The sequence below is a fragment of the uncultured Amaricoccus sp. genome, assembly GCF_937891315.1.
Classification (GTDB): Bacteria; Pseudomonadota; Alphaproteobacteria; order Rhodobacterales; family Rhodobacteraceae; genus Amaricoccus.
Genome location: NZ_CALAGI010000112.1, coordinates 1 through 15,772, shown reverse-complemented (window position 1 = coordinate 15,772; position 15,772 = coordinate 1). Strand labels below are relative to the sequence as shown.

The following is a 15,772-nucleotide window of genomic DNA, read 5'->3' as shown; positions in this document are numbered from 1 at the left end:
CCGGTCAGCATCTTCATCGTCGTGGTCTTGCCGCAGCCGTTCGAGCCGAGGAAGCCGAAGATCTCGCCCTTGTCGATGCGGAAGCTCACGTGATCGACGGCGGTGAAATCGCCGAAGCGCATGGTCAGCCCATCCGCCTCGATCGCCGGGGGACCGCCCGCGGCGATTGTCCGCGGCGGGATCGCGAGTTCGTCGTAGCCCCGCCGCCGCTCCTCGGGCAGCAGCGCGACGAAGGCGGTGTCGAGGTCGGAGGTCTTCGTCCGCGCCATCAGCTCCGCCGGCGTGCCGGTCGCGAGGACCCGGCCCCCGTCCATGGCGACGAGGTGGTCGAAGCGCGCCGCCTCCTCCATGTAGGCGGTGGCGACGATGACGCTCATGCCCGCGCGGGCATGACGGATCGAGTCGATCAGCTCCCAGAACTGCCGGCGCGACAGCGGATCGACGCCCGTCGTCGGCTCGTCGAGGATCAGGAGGTCCGGGTCGTGGATCAGCGCGCAGCAGAGGCCGAGCTTCTGCTTCATTCCGCCCGAAAGCTTCTGCGCCGGCCGGTCGGCGAAGGGCGCGAGGCCGGTGCTCGCGAGCAGCCGCGCGATCCGCTCCCGCCGCTCGGCCGCGTCCTGGCCGAAGAGGCGGCCGAAGAACTCGACGTTCTCGGTGACCGACAGCGTCGGATAGAGGTTCCTGCCGAGCCCCTGCGGCATGTAGGCGACGCGCGGCTGCGCCGCGGCACGGTGGCGGGCGTCGGCGATGTCGCCGCCGAGCACGGTGACCCGCCCGGCCTGAACCGCGCGCGCGCCGGCGATGAGCGAGAGCAGCGTCGATTTGCCCACCCCATCCGGCCCGATCAGACCGACCATGCAGCTCGAGGGCAGCTCGAGCGTCACCTCCGCCAGCGCCCGCGTCCGGCCAAAGGTGAGGCTGACGCCGTCGAGGCGCGCGACCGGCCCGGACGCGGCTTCCGTCATTGCACGAGGTTCTGCGACAGGAACTCCGGCCATTCCGCCTCGGGATCGAGGCGGACATAGGCCATGCCGGGCAGACCGGTCTTCACGTACTGGATGTACTTCCGCAGCAACTCCTTCGGCACCTGCGCCCGCACCCGGAACATGAGCTTCTGCCGCTCCTCCTCGGTCTCGACGGTCTTGGGCGTGAACTGCGCCACGTCGGCGACGAAGCGCACCGTCGCGGGGACCACCCAGCGCGGCGCGGCGTCGAGCACGAGCCGCACCTCGGTGCCGATCGCCACCCGACCCGCCTGCGCCGTCGGCAGGAAGAAGGTCATGTAGACGTCGCCGAGGTCGACCATGTTGAGCACCCGTCCGCCGGCGGCCACCACTTCGCCCGGCTGGGCGACACGGTATTGCACCCGGCCGTCGCGCGGGGCGCGCAGGGTCGAGTCGTCGATGTTGGCCTCTATCGCCTCGATCGCCGCCCCCGCGGCGTCGACGGCCGCCCCGGCGTCGACCACCGAGGCCTGCGCCGCGCTGATCGCCGCCTCGGCCGCGGCGAGTTGGGCCTCGGCGGCGGCGAGCCCGGCCGCGGCGCCCTCGGCGGCGGCGCGGTCGTTGTCGAGCACCGACTGCGAGATGGTTTTGGCCCGCGCCAGCGGCTCGGAGCGCGCGAGCTGACGCTGGGCCGCGTCGTTGGTGGCGCGGCGCTGTGCCACCACCGCGGCGGCGGCCCGCTCCTCGGCCTCGCGCTGCTTGACCAGACTGCCGGCGGTGTCGACGCCGATCCTCGCCCGCCTCTGCTCGGCCTCCGCCTGGCGCAGCTGTGCCTCGAGCTGGACGGTGTCCATGCGGGCAAGCTCCTGCCCCGCCGTCACGAAGTCGCCCTCGTTGACCAGGATGTCACCGATGCGGCCGGCGACCTTGGCGGAGATGTCGATGTCCACCGCCTCGATCCGGCCGTTGCCGCTGGCGAATCCCGCCGGCAGGCCGGCGCCGCTCAGGCGCTGAAACGCGACATATCCGACCACGGCGACGATCAGCAGCCCCACGGCGGCGAGGATCACGCCCCGCCTTCCCTTGACGCTCGTAGCCATGCCCATCCTTCCAGAAGCCGCCGATCGCGCCACTATTGTCCGCCGCCCCTCGCGCGCGCAATCCACGATCTGACCGACGGGTCGAGGCTCGGGCGGGCTCTCCGCGCCCGCTCCGCCGGCAACCGAGCCGGGCCGTGACATCAAGCCTGTTCGCGCGAAGCAGAGCCATCAGTGTTTGATGGAATGGCGGACGTTTCGGCGCGGTTGGACATTGCTCCAGCCGGTCACCGAAGCGCCGCGGTTCCGCCACCGGCCTCCCCCGTCCCACCGGGGGGCGGGGAATCGGCCCGCGCGGAGGCGTTTCGCCGGAACTCGCCCGGGCTCTGGCCGGTCCAGCGGCGGAACGCGCGCCCGAAGCTCGATTCATCGCTGTAGCCGGCGAGGCGCGCGACGCGCTTCAGCGGCAGATCGCCACGGCGGAGCAGTTCCTCCGCGCGGAGGCGACGGGCCTCGGACTGGAGGTCAAGGAACGACGTGCCCTCATCCCGCAGATGCCGCTGCAGGCTGCGCAGCGAAATGCCGAGATGCCCGGCGACCTCCTCGGCGTTGGCCAGAGGGTCGGTACTGGCCACTATGAAACCGTTGATCCTCTGCGACAGCAGTCTGTCCTGACGGTATCGCCTCGCCATCAACGGTATCGGGTTCCGCAGCAGCCCGCTCAGCGAGGCGTCGTCGCGGACGACCGGCAGCCGCAGATAGGACGCGTCGAAGCGCAATTCGGTCTCGGGGGCGTCGAATGCGATCTCGCCGCCGAACATCCGGCCGTAGGCTTCGGCATGCGCCGGCGCCGGGAAGGGGAACCGAGCGACAATCGGCGCAATACGAGAGTCGGCGAGCCAGCAGGCGATTCCGTGGACGTTGCGCAAGAGGCTGACGAGGCAGAACTCGCGCAGGACACCGAGATCCACGAACTCCCTGATCCGGATCACGCCGACCTCTTCCTCAAGCCGGAGCTCGATCCGGACATCCTCGGTCAGCAGTCCATGATGCCGGCACCATCGCCGAACGGCGAGCTCCAGACCGGGCGCGGTGAGCGAGGCGCGGAGCAGCATGCCGTAGCTGCCCCAGGGCAGGCGCCGCGAGAACCAGCCGAGCGCCTCGTCGTCGAGCTCGCTCATCGCATCGGCGGTGAAGGCCTCGAATGGTGCGATCGCGACCCGTTCCCCCGGATCGAGCACCCCCTCCGGCGCGAGGCCCGCCTTCCGCAGCGCCGCGCCCGGATCCATGCCCCGGCGCTCATAGGCTTGCACGATCGCCAGGACGAATGCGACGGGGGTCTGGGGGAGACGCGAAGCAGCCTTCCGCATATGCACCTCCGAATGGCGCATTCTGCACAGGAATTGGCAGCGAATGCAATCGACGCCGCGGCAGTATCCACCAACCCGTTTGGACCCGAAGGAACCAAAGCATAAAAAAATGGAGGAAATGCCGTGTCGGATCAGAGATTTCTGATTGTCCGCGACGGCGGCGCGGAAGCTGCGTCACCCCGGCATCGCCACCGCCTTCGTGACGGGGCTGGCGCGCACCGCCGGCTGCCGCGGCGCTCTCGGCGCGGCGAAAGACCGAGGCTGACGGGTGTCCGCCAGCCGGGGCCCGCCTCTCTCCAGTGAAATTCAGGATATCCACGCCGGGCGCGCGGGACGCGGGCCCGGCGCAACCGGGAGGAAGCAATGTTCGACGCCGTGATGAGCTTCGGGCTCAGCGAGGAGATCGAGGCGCTGCGCGACATGGTGCGCCGCTTCGCGGCCGAGGAGATCGCGCCGAGAGCCGCGCGGATCGACGCCGACAACGCGTTCCCCACCGATCTCTGGCAGAAGTTCGGGGCGCTCGGGCTGCTCGGGATCACCGTCCCGGAGGAGGATGGCGGCGCCGGCATGGGCTATCTCGCCCATTGCGTCGCGATCGAGGAGATCAGCCGCGCATCGGCGTCGGTCGGGCTCTCCTACGGGGCGCATTCCAACCTCTGCGTCAACCAGCTGCGCCGCTGGGGCAACGCCGAGCAGAAGGCGAAGTACCTGCCGAAGCTCATCTCCGGCGAGCATGTCGGCGCGCTCGCCATGTCCGAGCCTGGCGCGGGATCCGATGTCGTCGGGATGAAGCTCCGCGCGCGCAGGCGGAATGACGGCTTCCTCCTGAACGGCAACAAGATGTGGATCACCAACGGTCCCGACGCGAGCACGCTGATCGTCTACGCCAAGACCGATCCCGAGGCCGGGACAAGAGGGATCACCGCGTTCCTGATCGAACGCGACATGCCGGGATTCTCGACCGCGCAGAAGCTCGACAAGCTCGGGATGCGCGGCTCGAACACCTGCGAGCTTGTGTTCCAGGACTGTCTCGTCCCCTTCGGAAACGTGCTGGGGGAGGAGGGCAAGGGCGTCAAGGTGCTGATGTCGGGGCTCGACTACGAGCGGACGGTGTTGGCGGCCGGGCCGATCGGCATCATGGCGGCCGCCCTCGATCTCGTCGTGCCCTACGTCCACCAGCGCGAACAGTTCGGCAAGCCGATCGGCACCTTCCAGTTGATGCAGGCGAAGCTCGCCGACATGTACACGACGACGAACGCCTGCCGCGCCTATGTCTACGCGGTGGCCGCCGCCGGCGACCGCGGCGAGATCACGCGGCAGGACAGCGCCGGCTGCATCCTCTACGCCGCCGAAAAGGCGACGCAGGTGGCGCTCGACGCGATCCAGTGCCTTGGCGGCAACGGCTACATCAACGAGTTCGCCGCGGGCCGGCTGCTGCGCGATGCGAAACTCTACGAGATCGGCGCGGGGACCTCGGAAATCCGGCGGATGCTGATCGGCCGCGAGATCTTCGAGCAGACGAAATGAGCCGGCTCACCAGCAAGCTGGCGCCGGGCGGGGCCGAGTTCGCCGCCAACGCGGCGCGGATGGCGGGGCTCGTCGCCGACTTCGCGGCGCGGGCCGAGCGCACCATGCGGGGCGGCGACGAGAAGTCCCGGGCGCGGCACGTCTCCCGCGGCAAGCTGCTGCCGCGCGAGCGGGTGACGCGGCTGCTCGACCCGGGCAGCCCGTTCCTCGAGATCGGCCTCTTCGCGGCGGACGGCGTCTACGACGACCCGATCCCGGCGGCGGGGGTGATCGCCGGCATCGGCCGCGTCTCGGGGCGCGACTGCGTGATCCTGTGCAACGACGCGACGGTGAAGGGCGGGACGTACTATCCGCTGACGGTCAAGAAGCACCTGCGGGCGCAGGAGGTGGCGGAGGAGAACCGCCTGCCCTGCATCTATCTCGTCGACAGCGGCGGGGCGAACCTGCCGAACCAGGACGAGGTCTTTCCCGACCGCGACCATTTCGGCCGGATCTTCTACAATCAGGCGCGGATGAGCGCGAAGGGCATCGCCCAGATCGCCGTCGTCATGGGCTCCTGCACCGCGGGCGGCGCCTACGTGCCGGCGATGAGCGACCAGACGATCATCGTCAAGGAACAGGGCACGATCTTTCTCGCCGGCCCGCCGCTGGTCAAGGCCGCCACCGGCGAGGTGGTGGATGCCGAGACGCTGGGCGGCGGCGACACGCACACGCGCTTGTCGGGGGTCGCGGACTATCTCGCCGAGAACGACGCCCACGCGCTGGCGCTGGCGCGGCAGGCGGTGAAGAACCTCGGGCCCGCCCCCGCCCCAGCGATCCCGCTGCGGTCGGCGCAGCCCCCGGCAATGGATCCGCAGGAGATCCTCGGGGTGGTCCCGGCCGACGCCAAGACGCCCTTCGACATCCGCGAGGTGATCGGGCGGATCGTCGATGGCTCGGACTTCGAGGAGTTCAAGGAGCGGTTCGGGACGACGCTGGTCTGCGGCTTCGCGCATATCGACGGAGTGCCGGTCGGGATTGTCGCCAACAACGGCGTGCTGTTCTCCGAAAGCGCGCAGAAAGGGGCGCATTTCATCGGGCTCTGCTGCCAGCGGCGGATCCCGCTCCTGTTCCTGCAGAACATCACCGGCTTCATGGTCGGCTCGAAGTACGAGGCCGGCGGCATCGCCCGCGACGGGGCCAAGCTCGTCAACGCGGTCTCGACGGCGGCGGTGCCGAAGGTGACGGTGATCGTCGGCGGCTCGTTCGGCGCCGGCAACTACGGGATGTGCGGCCGCGCCTTCGGCCCGCGCTTCCTCTGGATGTGGCCCAACGCCCGCATCTCGGTGATGGGCGGCGAGCAGGCCGCCGGGGTCCTCGCCACGGTGCGGCGGGCGGCGATAGAGGTTCGCGGCGGCGGTTGGAGCAGCGAGGAGGAGGCGCGCTTCAAGCAGCCGGTCCTCGACCAGTTCGAGGAGCAGTCGCATCCGCTCTATGCCTCGTCCCGGCTCTGGGACGACGGAATCATCGACCCGCGCACCACACGCGATGTCGTGGCGCTGTCGCTCCGCGCGGCCTTGAACGCGCGGATCGAGGAAACGCGTTTCGGCGTGTTCCGGATGTAGGGAGGCGCGGGGATGTTTGCGAAGATACTCATCGCCAACCGCGGCGAGATCGCCTGTCGCGTCATCGAGACCGCCCGCCGGATGGGCGTCGCGACCGTCGCCGTCTATTCCGACGCCGACGCCGAGGCCCGCCACCGCGCGCTCGCCGACGAGGCGATCCACATCGGCCCGGCGCCTGCTTCCGAGAGCTATCTGAAGGGCGACCGGATCATCGAAGCGGCGCTCGCCACCGGCGCCGAGGCGATCCACCCGGGCTACGGCTTCCTGTCCGAGAACCCGGAGTTCGTCGAGGCCGTCGAGGCCGCCGGCCTCGTCTTCATCGGCCCTTCCGCCGCCTCGATCCGGGCCATGGGCCTCAAGGACGCCGCGAAGGCGCTGATGGCAGAGGCCGGGGTCCCCATCGTGCCCGGCTATCACGGCGCGCGCCAGGACCTCGCCTTCCTCGCCGCCGAAGCCGACAGGATCGGCTATCCGGTCCTGATCAAGGCGCGCGCCGGCGGCGGCGGCAAGGGGATGCGCCTCGTCGAGAACCCGGCCGACTTCGCCGCCGCGCTCGAAGGCGCCCAGCGCGAGGGCAAGTCGAGCTTCGGGGACGGCGCGGTCCTCATCGAGCGATACGTCACCACGCCGCGCCACATCGAGGTGCAGGTCTTCGGCGACCAACAGGGCAACGTCGTCCATCTCTACGAACGCGACTGCTCGCCGCAGCGCCGCCACCAGAAGGTGATCGAGGAGGCGCCCGCCCCGGGAATGCCCCCCGAGGTCCGCGCCGCCATGACCGACGCGGCGGTTCGCGCCGCGCGCGCGGTCGACTACCACAATGCCGGCACGATCGAGTTCATCGTCGACGGCTCGGGACCGCTCCGCCCGGACGGGTTCTGGTTCATGGAGATGAACACCCGGCTTCAGGTCGAGCACCCGGTGACCGAGGCGATCACCGGCCTCGACCTCGTCGAATGGCAGCTTCGGGTCGCCTCCGGCGAGCCCCTGCCGCTCGCGCAGGCGCGGATCCCGCTCAACGGCCACGCCTTCGAGGCCCGGATCTACGCCGAGGATCCGGCGAAGAACTTCCTGCCCGCGCCCGGTCCGCTGTCGCATGTCGTCTTCCCGGAGGACGTGCGCATCGACACTGGCGTCGGGCGCGGCGACCGGATCAGCGCGCATTACGATCCGATGATCGCCAAGATCACGGCGCACGCGCCGCTCCGGGCCGAGGCGCTGTTCCGCCTGCGCCAGGCGCTCGGCCGCACCCATATCTCCGGCACCGCGACCAACCTCGGCTTCCTGCGGGCGCTCTGCCTCGATCCCGACTTCGCCGCCGGACGCATGGACACGGGCCTCATCGGCCGCAAGCGGGAGGCGCTCACCCAGGTCGGTCCGCCGGACGAGGCGGCCATCCTTTTCGCGGCGCTCGCCGCCCTCGATCTCGACCCGAGCCGTCCCCATTTCGGCTTCCGGCTCTGGGGCTCGGCGAGCCGGCGGATCGAGCTCATCTCGAACGGCGAACGCGTCACGCGGGACCTGCGGCTGCTCGGGCCCGAGCACATGGCGCTCGAGCATGGCGGGCGCTCGACGGCCTTCGAGGCGGTCTCCGTCCGCCCGGACGGCATGCGCGCGCGCCAGGGCGGCCGCAACCTGCTCGCCCGGGTGGCGCGCTTCGGCGATACGGTCTCGGTGCTTCTGGGCGGCCGGATCACCGACTTCGCCACCATCGACCCGCTCGCCGTCGAGCGTTCGGGCGCCGCCGCCGAGAACCAGATCACCGCGCCGATGACCGGCCTCGTCCGGTCGGTGCCGGTGAGCGCCGGCGGCGCCGTCGCCCGCGGCGACATCCTCGTGGTCCTCGAGGCGATGAAGATGGAACATTCCTTGCGCGCCGCGATGGACGGCGTCGTCGTGGCGGTCCACTGCGACGTGGGCGACAACGTGAGCGACGGCACGCTCCTCGTCGAGTTCGCGCCGAACGCCGAGGAGGCCGCGCCCGGGGCCGGGGAGGAGAACCTTGTCTGAGCATGTGACCGTCTACGAAGTCGGCCCGCGCGACGGGCTGCAGAACGAGCCGGGCTTCGTCCCGACCGCGAACAAGATCGCGCTCATCGATCTCCTCTCCGAGACCGGCCTCACCCGGATCGAGGCGACGAGCTTCGTCTCGCCGAAGTGGGTGCCGCGGATGGGCGACGCGGCGGAGGTGATGGCGGGGATCCGGCGCAAGCCGGGGATCCGCTACGCCGTGCTCAGCCCGAACATGCGCGGCTTCGAAGCCGCGGTGGCGGCGGGCGCCGACGAGGTGGCGATCTTCGCCTCCGCCTCCGAGGGGTTCAGCGCCAGGAACATCAACTGCTCGATCGACGAGAGCTTCGAGATGTTCGCGCCTGTCGCCCAGGCGGCGCGGTCCGCCGGCCTGCCGCTCCGCGGCTATGTCTCCTGCGTGATCGAATGCCCCTATGACGGCCCCGTCGCGCCCGAGGCGGTCGCATCGGTAAGCCAGCGGCTGATCAACGCGGGCTGCTACGAGGTATCGCTCGGCGACACCGTCGGCCGCGGCACGCCGGAGACGGTGGAGCGTCTGCTCGACCGGCTGACCGGCACCATCGACGCCCGCCGCCTCGCCGGCCATTTCCACGACACGAACGGCCGCGCCCTCGACAACGTCGCGGTGGCGCTCGGCTTCGGGCTCCGCACCTTCGACAGCGCGGTCGGCGGACTCGGCGGCTGCCCCTACGCCCCGGGGGCGAAGGGCAACGTCTCGACGCTGCCGCTGGCGCGGATGCTGGCCGCGGGCGGCTGGGAGACCGGGCTCGACATCGCGGCGCTTGAACGCGCGGAAGCCTACATGACGGAAAACATCGCGGCGGCGCCAAAGCTCGCGGGGGCAGGACGATGACGAAATTCGAGACCATCCTTGTCGATGCCGACGCCGACGGCATCGCCACGCTGACGCTCAACCGCCCCGACAAGCACCATGCGATGAACGCGCGGATGATCTCCGAGCTGAGCGAGGCCGCGGCGCTCCTCGGCGAAGACGCCGGAGTCCGCGCCGTCATCCTCGCCGCCTCCGGCCCGAGCTTCTGCGCCGGCGGTGATCTCGAGTGGATGCGTGCCCAGCAGGCGGCCGATCGCGCCGGCAAGATGGCCGAGGCCGGCCGGCTCTCGGCGATGCTCGCCGCCCTGAACGCCCTGCCGAAGCCGCTCATCGCGCGGGTTCAGGGCAACGTCCACGGCGGCGGCGTCGGCCTCGTCGCGGTCAGCGACATCGCGATCGGCGCCGAGGACATCACGCTCGCGCTGACCGAGACGAAGCTCGGGTTGATCCCGGCGACCATTGGCCCCTTCGTCGTCGCCCGCATGGGCCAGGGGATGGCGCGGCAGGTGTTCTTCTCGGGGACCACCTTCGGTCCGGACTTCGCCCAACGCGCCGGCCTGTTGCATGAGGTCTGCGCGTCGGGCGAGCTCGACGCCCGGGTGCGGCGCCACGCCGAAGCGGTGCTGAAGACCGCTCCCGGCGCGGTCGCCTCCGCCAAGGCGCTCTGCCTGTCCCTCGGCGACGACGAGGCGGCCGATATCCGCGCCTCGATCACCGCGCTCGCCGACCGGTGGGAGAGCGACGAGGCGCGGGAGCGGATCCGCGCCTTCCTGGGCCGATCGACCATGGCCGCGAGACGAATGGATCCGGGAAATCAGCATGGGTGACACGAGCTACGTCTCTGGCGTCCCGGACATCCGCCTTCTCGGTCATCCACCACAACACCCTCGACAACGGCTCCTTCGTCGGCCGGGCGCTCCGGCCGACCGACGCGGCCCGTATCAGCGTCCGGGTGCCGCTCTACCATTGCTTCGGCATGGTCATGGGCCATCCCGCCGCCCTGACCCACGGCGGAGCCATCGTCTGTTCCGGCGAGGGATTCGATCCCGAGGCGACGCTCAGAACCGTCGAGGCCGAGCGATGCACCGCGCTCCACGGCGTGCCGCCGCGCTGCGACCATGTTTCAGCCTGTGTTCGCGAGGCTTTCTTTTTCCCGGTATCGGGCCGAACGCTGTCCATTGATCTCGAAATACCGAAGATCGAAAATTCGCGATTCATGCACAACCTGCCGCCAACCGCGGCACCCGTATTTCGCGGGGAGTTGTTCCGGGAACCGCTCGGCAATCCATTCGCCCGCCTCCGCGATGGATGCCCATCCATCGACGGCCAATTCGCCGGCCGCGTGCCGCAAGGCGCTCACGATACCCGCGGCGGGCCAATACACAGTGCCATCCGGGGCAATGCCATTGACGAACAAATCGTGGAGCGCATCCGACTGGATGGCCTCCGCGGCCAGACGCCGGGCTTGTTCCATATCTTCCGCCCATTCCCGCAGTTGTTCGCAACATTGGTCAATGTGCCTGTAGGCGGCGACCAGAGCAGCGCTGGCGCGAACGCATCCATCCACGCTCCAGATATCGTGCTGCTCGATGAAATGGTGAACAAGGTCGTTTCGCAGCGTCACCAGTTCCCGGAGTTCATTTTTTGTCCGGGCGTAGTCCGTGTCCGACAGGCTCAGCCCCATGCGGAAGCTGACCGCAACGGGTTCCGCTGGACAATCGGGCAGGTCTTTGGACGTATCGCCGATCTCGTTGGGTGTGACATACGATCCGAGCAGATCGCCGACCAGCATGCCGAGTGTCTTGCGCGCGCTGGAGTCGATCCGCGCCGCCCGGATCTCCTCCAGCTTGTCAGCCGGCCCGGTGATTTCATGATGCGCCACAATGGCCTTGATCCCACGCTCGTATTGCTGCAACCGCAGCAGGCATCGCCCCAGCAATCGCTGCACTTCACGTTGATGCGTTGGCAGCGCTTCGTCCGACAATGTCGTCATGCCGCGGCCCGTTTCCTGCTCATACCAACTTCACCCGCCCGCGGAACTGGTCCCCGGCCGGCACGGTGCTGCAAAAAACCTACGAAATCCCTCATCGGCGACATGGTGGGCACCGGCGACGCGATCCGCGCCCGGAATCCATGCTCGCCAGACGCGATCAGGAGCCCGGCGTCGGTTCCGACCCAGGCCGCGATCCGGGTGCCGAACCCGTGTTCATCATGGCATTGATCCGGGCGGGTCGTCCGTCAGCCGAGCGATCCGGCGTCCTTCTCACTCCCGTTCGGGGTCGAAGCGGAGCAGTCGCAGCGCGTTCAGCGTGACGAGCACCGTCGCGCCGGTGTCGGCGAGGATGGCGATCCAGAGGCCGGTGACCCCGAGCACGGTCGTCACCAGGAACACCGCCTTCAGGCCGAGCGCGACGGTGATGTTCTGGCGGATGTTGGCCATCGTCGCCCGGGCGAGCCGGATCAGCGCCGCGACGTCGGTGACGCGGTTGCGCAGCAGGGCGCCGTCGGCGGTCTCGAGCGCCACGTCGGTGCCAGAGCCCATGGCGATCCCGACGGTGGCGGTGGCGAGCGCCGGGGCGTCGTTGATGCCGTCGCCGACCATCATCAGCCCGCCGGCCCCCGAGAGCCGGCGGATCGCCGCGACCTTGTCATCGGGCAGCAGCTCGGCCTCGTGGCCCATGCCGAGCCCGCCGGCGATGGCGGCGGCGGTCCGGGCATTGTCCCCGGTCAGCATTACCGCGCCGACGCCGAGCTTCTTCAGGGCGCCCATGGCCGCGGCGGCATCCTCGCGGGGCTCGTCGCGCAGCGCGATGAGGCCGAAGACCTCGCGCTCGCCGGCGACGACGGCCACGGTCTTTCCATCGGACTCCAGCGCCTCGATCCGGGCACGGGCGGCGGTGTCGATCAGCCCCTCCTCGGCGGCATGTCGGGGCGAGCCGACGAAGGCGCGCCCGTCGGCGGTCTCGGCTTCGACGCCGCGGCCGGGCAGCGCCCGGGCGCCCGTCGCCGGCACCGCCGCGACGTCGCGCGCGGCGGCCTCGGCCAGCACCGCCTCGGCGAGCGGGTGGGACGAGCCGGCCTCGACGCCGGCGGCGAGCGCCAGCACCGCCGCCTCGTCGCGGCCGAGGGCGACCACGTCGGTCACCTTCGGCCGGCCGACGGTGAGCGTGCCGGTCTTGTCGAAGGCGACGGTGGCGGTGGTCGCCGTCGCCTCGATCACCGCGCCGCCTTTCATCAGGAGGCCGCGGCGCGCGCCGGCCGACAGGGACGAGGCGATCGCCGCGGGGACGGAGATCACCAGCGCGCAGGGGCAGCCGATCAGGAGCAGCGCCAGCGCCCGGTAGATCCAGGTGTCCCACGGCTGGCCGGCCACGACCGGCGGCAGGGTGGCGACGAGGGCGGCGAGCCCGACGATCGCCGGCATGTACCAGCGGCTGAAGCGATCGATGAGGCGCTCGGTCGGGGCGCGAGCCTCCTGCGCCTCCTCGACGAGGCGGATGATGCGGGCGATGGTATTGTCCTCGGCCGTCTTCGTCACCGTCACGGTCAGGGCCGCCTCGGCGTTGATCGAGCCGGCGAAGACTTCCTCGCCCGGACCCTTGGTCTTCGGGACGGACTCTCCTGTCACCGGGCTCTCGTCGATGCCCGAGACGCCCTCGGTGATGGTCCCGTCCGCCGGGACGCGGTCGCCCGGCCGCACCAGCACCCGGTCGCCGATGGCGAGGGCGGCGGCGTCGACCTTGCGCGTGTCGCCTTCCGGCCCGAGGAGGAGCGCGGTCTTCGGCACCAGGGCGCCGAGGGCGCGGATCGAGGCGCGGGCGCGGTTGGCGGCGACGCCTTCCAGCACCTCGCCGACGGCGAAGAGGAAGACGACCAGCGCCGCCTCCTCCGCCGCGCCGATCAGCAGCGCGCCAGTTCCGGCGATCGTCATCAGCCCCTCGATGGTGAAGGGCTGCCCCACCCGCGCGGCGGCGAAGGCCCGCCGCGCGATCGGGACGAGGCCGACGACGCAGGCGAGCGCGAAAAGCCAGGGCGCGACCGCGCCGGGGACGATGAAGCGCAGGAGCCACGCCAGCACCAGGAGCCCGCCGGTCAGGACGACGAGCCGGCCCTTCCCGGTGGCGTGCCAGGGCGTGCCGACGGGCGCCTCCGGCCCGTGGTCGTGGCCGTGGTCGTGATCGTGATCCGCAGTGGCGGGCATCGGCGAGGGCGTGGCGTCGGTCGGGAGGGCGAAGCCCCTGTCCGGTGCCGGCCCGCCGATGGCAACGGTGTAGCCGAGCCCCGCTACCGTCCGCTCGATCGCCTCCGGCGCCGTGGCGCCCGCCGCGAGCCGCAGCGTCAGCTTCTCCGCCATCACCGAGACGCCGACGTCCGACACCCCCGGCAGCCGCTCGACGGCGCCGCGGATCTTCGTCGCGCAGGCGGCGCAGTCCATGCCGCCGACGCTCCAGGTCAGCGTCTCGGCGGTGGCGGTGTCATCGTCGGCCATGGTCCGGTCTCCTTGAGTCGGCGCGACCGTAAGTGCTACAGCCACTGTAGGTTCAAGGAGAAATGCAATGCAGGCGTTCACCATCGGCCATGTCGCCCGCGAGACCGGCTGCAAGGCGCAGACCATCCGCTACTACGAGCAGATCGGGCTGATGCCGCCGCCCGACCGCACCGAGGGCAACCAGCGGCTCTACACCCGTGCCGAGATCGACCGGCTGGCCTTCATCCGCCACACCCGCGATCTCGGCTTCTCGATCGAGGCGATCCGCGAGCTCCTCGGCATGGCCGATCGCCCGGACATGCCCTGCGTCGACGCCGACACCATCGTTTTCCGCCACCTCCAGGACGTGAAGTCGCGCATCGCCCGGATGCAGGCACTCCAGGCCGAACTCGAGCGGATGCTCCGGCAATGCGCGGGTGGCGCCATCTCCGATTGCCGGGTGATCGAGGCGCTCGGCGACCACCGCCAGTGCCTCGCGGTCACCCACGGCGCGGCCTGACCGCGACCATGTCCGCCCGCGGGTCGCCGCGCTGCCTGGCACCTGACTGACCATTGTCGCTCTCGCATTTCTCGCCCGCCGCCGCGAGGCACGGAGCCGCCCGACGCAGTTGGCCACGCCGCTCCTCTTCGTGAGCTTCGCCGCCCTGTTCGCGGCCAACGGCTTCGGCTTGCTTCCGTCCGCCGGGATGGTCCCGGCCAAAGGCCGCGGTCCTGTACGCACCATCCATCCCGGATCCGTTTGTCTGGCAGCGCGATCGGCATCTTTTTCCTCGATGTATTTCCCCGCGCCGGCCTGAGGCCGGGCGGCATGATACCTCCCAATTCGCGCACGCCACGATCAAGAGAGTTGCCAAGAGGGACGGGATCCGACATCTTAACGTTAATATTCGCATTTTCCGCGTGCCCACGCGCTGAATCGAGCGACACAAGAACAACTACAAGGGGAGGATGGCGACAACATGTCAGCCAATGTTATGGTTATTGTCGAGCGACAGTTCGACTATCCACGGCCCATTGTGTTCAGAGCGTGGACGGCGCCCGAGGAGATGGCCGCGTGGCGCGGCAGCCCCGGCTGGCACGTCGAGAAGGAGACGGTGACGTCCGACCTTCGGATCGGCGGCAAGCATCACCACGTCAAGGTGCGCGACAACGACGCCACCACCCGGGTGACGACCGACGCGGTCTTCACCGAGTTCTTCGACCCCGACGTCTTCGTCGCCCGCCAGCGGATCACCGGCGACTCCGGCATCGACCCGGACAAGCCGCTCGAACTGCGCGTCGAGTTCACCAGGATGGGGCGCGACGGCACGTTGGTGCGCATCATCCAGGGCCCCTACGACGCCGGCGTCGCCGGCTATCACGCCGAGGGCTGGGAGCGCGAACTCGGCCGGCTCCAGGACCATCTCGATCGCAAGGGCGGAGGCAGCAAATGAGCAGCGCGACGGCAACCCTCGACGGCGGCGCGCCCGCCTCCGGATCCGAAGTGGTCCACACAACGATCGTCCGGCAGAAGCCGCTGATGGACATGCGGCAGATCCTGCTGATGAACTTCGGCTTCTTCGGCATCCAGTACAGCTTCGGGATGCAACAGACGGCGATCAACCCGATCTTCCAGTTCATCGGGGCGAGCGCCCACAATCTGCCGATCCTGAACCTCGCCGGACCGATGACCGGGCTTCTGATCCAGCCGATCATCGGCGCGCTGTCGGATCGCACATGGAGCCCGCGCTGGGGCCGGCGCAAGCCGTTCTTCCTGATCGGCGCCCTCGGCTGCTCGATCTGCCTCTTCCTCTTCCCGTTCGTCTCGGCGCTCTGGATGGCGGTCCTGCTGCTCTGGCTGCTCGACGCCTCGAACAACACCGCGATGGAGCCCTATCGCGCCTTCATCGCCGACAAGCTGCCGCCGTCGCAGCTCGGCAAGGGCTTCCTCGCCCAGAG

At 70.0% G+C, this 15,772-nt stretch carries 13 protein-coding genes and 1 pseudogene; 9 read left to right on the top strand and 5 right to left on the bottom strand.

From position 1 onward, the window contains the following. From Q0480_RS10450 to Q0480_RS10440, 3 genes are all read right to left on the bottom strand, one after another. A partial coding sequence (locus tag Q0480_RS10450; protein WP_299132665.1) for an ATP-binding cassette domain-containing protein occupies positions 1-965 on the bottom strand: 965 nt, incomplete at its 3' end. Continuing rightward, entirely contained in the window at positions 962-2,044 is a 1,083-nt protein-coding gene (locus tag Q0480_RS10445; protein WP_299132663.1) for an HlyD family efflux transporter periplasmic adaptor subunit, read from the bottom strand. The genes Q0480_RS10445 and Q0480_RS10450, both read right to left, overlap by 4 nt. Positions 2,045-2,268: 224 nt before the next feature. Continuing rightward, positions 2,269-3,351, bottom strand: coding sequence for an AraC family transcriptional regulator (locus Q0480_RS10440; protein ID WP_299132661.1), 1,083 nt, complete (start codon positions 3,349-3,351; stop codon positions 2,269-2,271). Positions 3,352-3,714: 363 nt separating this feature from the next. On the opposite strand from Q0480_RS10440, the gene Q0480_RS10435 reads away from it, so the two are divergent. The 6 genes and pseudogenes from Q0480_RS10435 to Q0480_RS17985 form a co-directional block, all read left to right on the top strand. Continuing rightward, on the top strand, positions 3,715-4,878 hold the full coding sequence (locus Q0480_RS10435) for an isovaleryl-CoA dehydrogenase (RefSeq protein WP_299132660.1): 1,164 nt from the start codon (positions 3,715-3,717) through the stop codon (positions 4,876-4,878). Between the two features lie 59 nt (positions 4,879-4,937). Further along, a complete protein-coding gene (locus Q0480_RS10430; protein WP_299132667.1) occupies positions 4,938-6,482 on the top strand; it encodes a carboxyl transferase domain-containing protein in 1,545 nt (514 codons plus the stop codon). Positions 6,483-6,494: 12 nt separating this feature from the next. Further along, entirely contained in the window at positions 6,495-8,492 is a 1,998-nt protein-coding gene (locus Q0480_RS10425) for an acetyl/propionyl/methylcrotonyl-CoA carboxylase subunit alpha (RefSeq protein WP_299132658.1), read from the top strand. Then, entirely contained in the window at positions 8,485-9,366 is an 882-nt protein-coding gene (locus tag Q0480_RS10420) for a hydroxymethylglutaryl-CoA lyase (protein WP_299132656.1), read from the top strand. The genes Q0480_RS10425 and Q0480_RS10420 overlap by 8 nt, the downstream gene beginning before the upstream one ends. Beyond that, positions 9,363-10,172: an enoyl-CoA hydratase-related protein gene (locus Q0480_RS10415; protein WP_299132655.1), complete on the top strand. Its 810-nt coding sequence runs from the start codon at positions 9,363-9,365 to the stop codon at positions 10,170-10,172. Before Q0480_RS10420 ends, Q0480_RS10415 begins: the two co-directional genes overlap by 4 nt. Further along, a pseudogene (locus tag Q0480_RS17985) lies at positions 10,076-10,456 on the top strand (AMP-binding protein); the annotation flags it as partial. The gene Q0480_RS10415 and the pseudogene Q0480_RS17985, both read left to right, overlap by 97 nt. 12 nt (positions 10,457-10,468) lie before the next feature. Here Q0480_RS17985 and Q0480_RS10410 read toward each other — a convergent pair. Both Q0480_RS10410 and Q0480_RS10405 read right to left on the bottom strand, forming a co-directional pair. Continuing rightward, positions 10,469-11,338: an OST-HTH/LOTUS domain-containing protein gene (locus Q0480_RS10410; RefSeq protein WP_299132654.1), complete on the bottom strand. Its 870-nt coding sequence runs from the start codon at positions 11,336-11,338 to the stop codon at positions 10,469-10,471. A 270-nt stretch (positions 11,339-11,608) separates the two neighbouring features. After that, positions 11,609-13,834, bottom strand: a complete 2,226-nt coding sequence (locus tag Q0480_RS10405) for a heavy metal translocating P-type ATPase (RefSeq protein WP_299132652.1) — start codon at positions 13,832-13,834, stop codon at positions 11,609-11,611. A 67-nt stretch (positions 13,835-13,901) separates the two neighbouring features. On the opposite strand from Q0480_RS10405, the gene Q0480_RS10400 reads away from it, so the two are divergent. The 3 genes from Q0480_RS10400 to Q0480_RS10390 all read left to right on the top strand — a co-directional run. Then, the gene (locus tag Q0480_RS10400; RefSeq protein WP_299132649.1) at positions 13,902-14,333 is read left to right on the top strand and encodes a helix-turn-helix domain-containing protein; all 432 of its coding nucleotides are present in this window, start codon (positions 13,902-13,904) and stop codon (positions 14,331-14,333) included. 460 nt (positions 14,334-14,793) lie between these two features. After that, the gene (locus tag Q0480_RS10395; protein WP_350459225.1) at positions 14,794-15,267 is read left to right on the top strand and encodes an SRPBCC domain-containing protein; all 474 of its coding nucleotides are present in this window, start codon (positions 14,794-14,796) and stop codon (positions 15,265-15,267) included. Further along, a partial coding sequence (locus Q0480_RS10390; RefSeq protein WP_299132647.1) for an MFS transporter occupies positions 15,264-15,772 on the top strand: 509 nt, incomplete at its 3' end. The genes Q0480_RS10395 and Q0480_RS10390, both read left to right, overlap by 4 nt.

Coding starts and splice junctions, on each gene's coding strand:
- Q0480_RS10425 (WP_299132658.1), top strand. CDS start 6,495: ATGTTTGCGAAGATACTCATCGCCAACCGCGGCGAGATCGCCTGTCGC.
- Q0480_RS10400 (WP_299132649.1), top strand. CDS start 13,902: ATGCAGGCGTTCACCATCGGCCATGTCGCCCGCGAGACCGGCTGCAAG.
- Q0480_RS10440 (WP_299132661.1), bottom strand. CDS start 3,351: ATGCGGAAGGCTGCTTCGCGTCTCCCCCAGACCCCCGTCGCATTCGTC.
- Q0480_RS10410 (WP_299132654.1), bottom strand. CDS start 11,338: ATGACGACATTGTCGGACGAAGCGCTGCCAACGCATCAACGTGAAGTG.
- Q0480_RS10435 (WP_299132660.1), top strand. CDS start 3,715: ATGTTCGACGCCGTGATGAGCTTCGGGCTCAGCGAGGAGATCGAGGCG.
- Q0480_RS10415 (WP_299132655.1), top strand. CDS start 9,363: ATGACGAAATTCGAGACCATCCTTGTCGATGCCGACGCCGACGGCATC.
- Q0480_RS10430 (WP_299132667.1), top strand. CDS start 4,938: ATGGCGGGGCTCGTCGCCGACTTCGCGGCGCGGGCCGAGCGCACCATG.
- Q0480_RS10445 (WP_299132663.1), bottom strand. CDS start 2,044: ATGGCTACGAGCGTCAAGGGAAGGCGGGGCGTGATCCTCGCCGCCGTG.
- Q0480_RS10405 (WP_299132652.1), bottom strand. CDS start 13,834: ATGGCCGACGATGACACCGCCACCGCCGAGACGCTGACCTGGAGCGTC.
- Q0480_RS10395 (WP_350459225.1), top strand. CDS start 14,794: ATGTCAGCCAATGTTATGGTTATTGTCGAGCGACAGTTCGACTATCCA.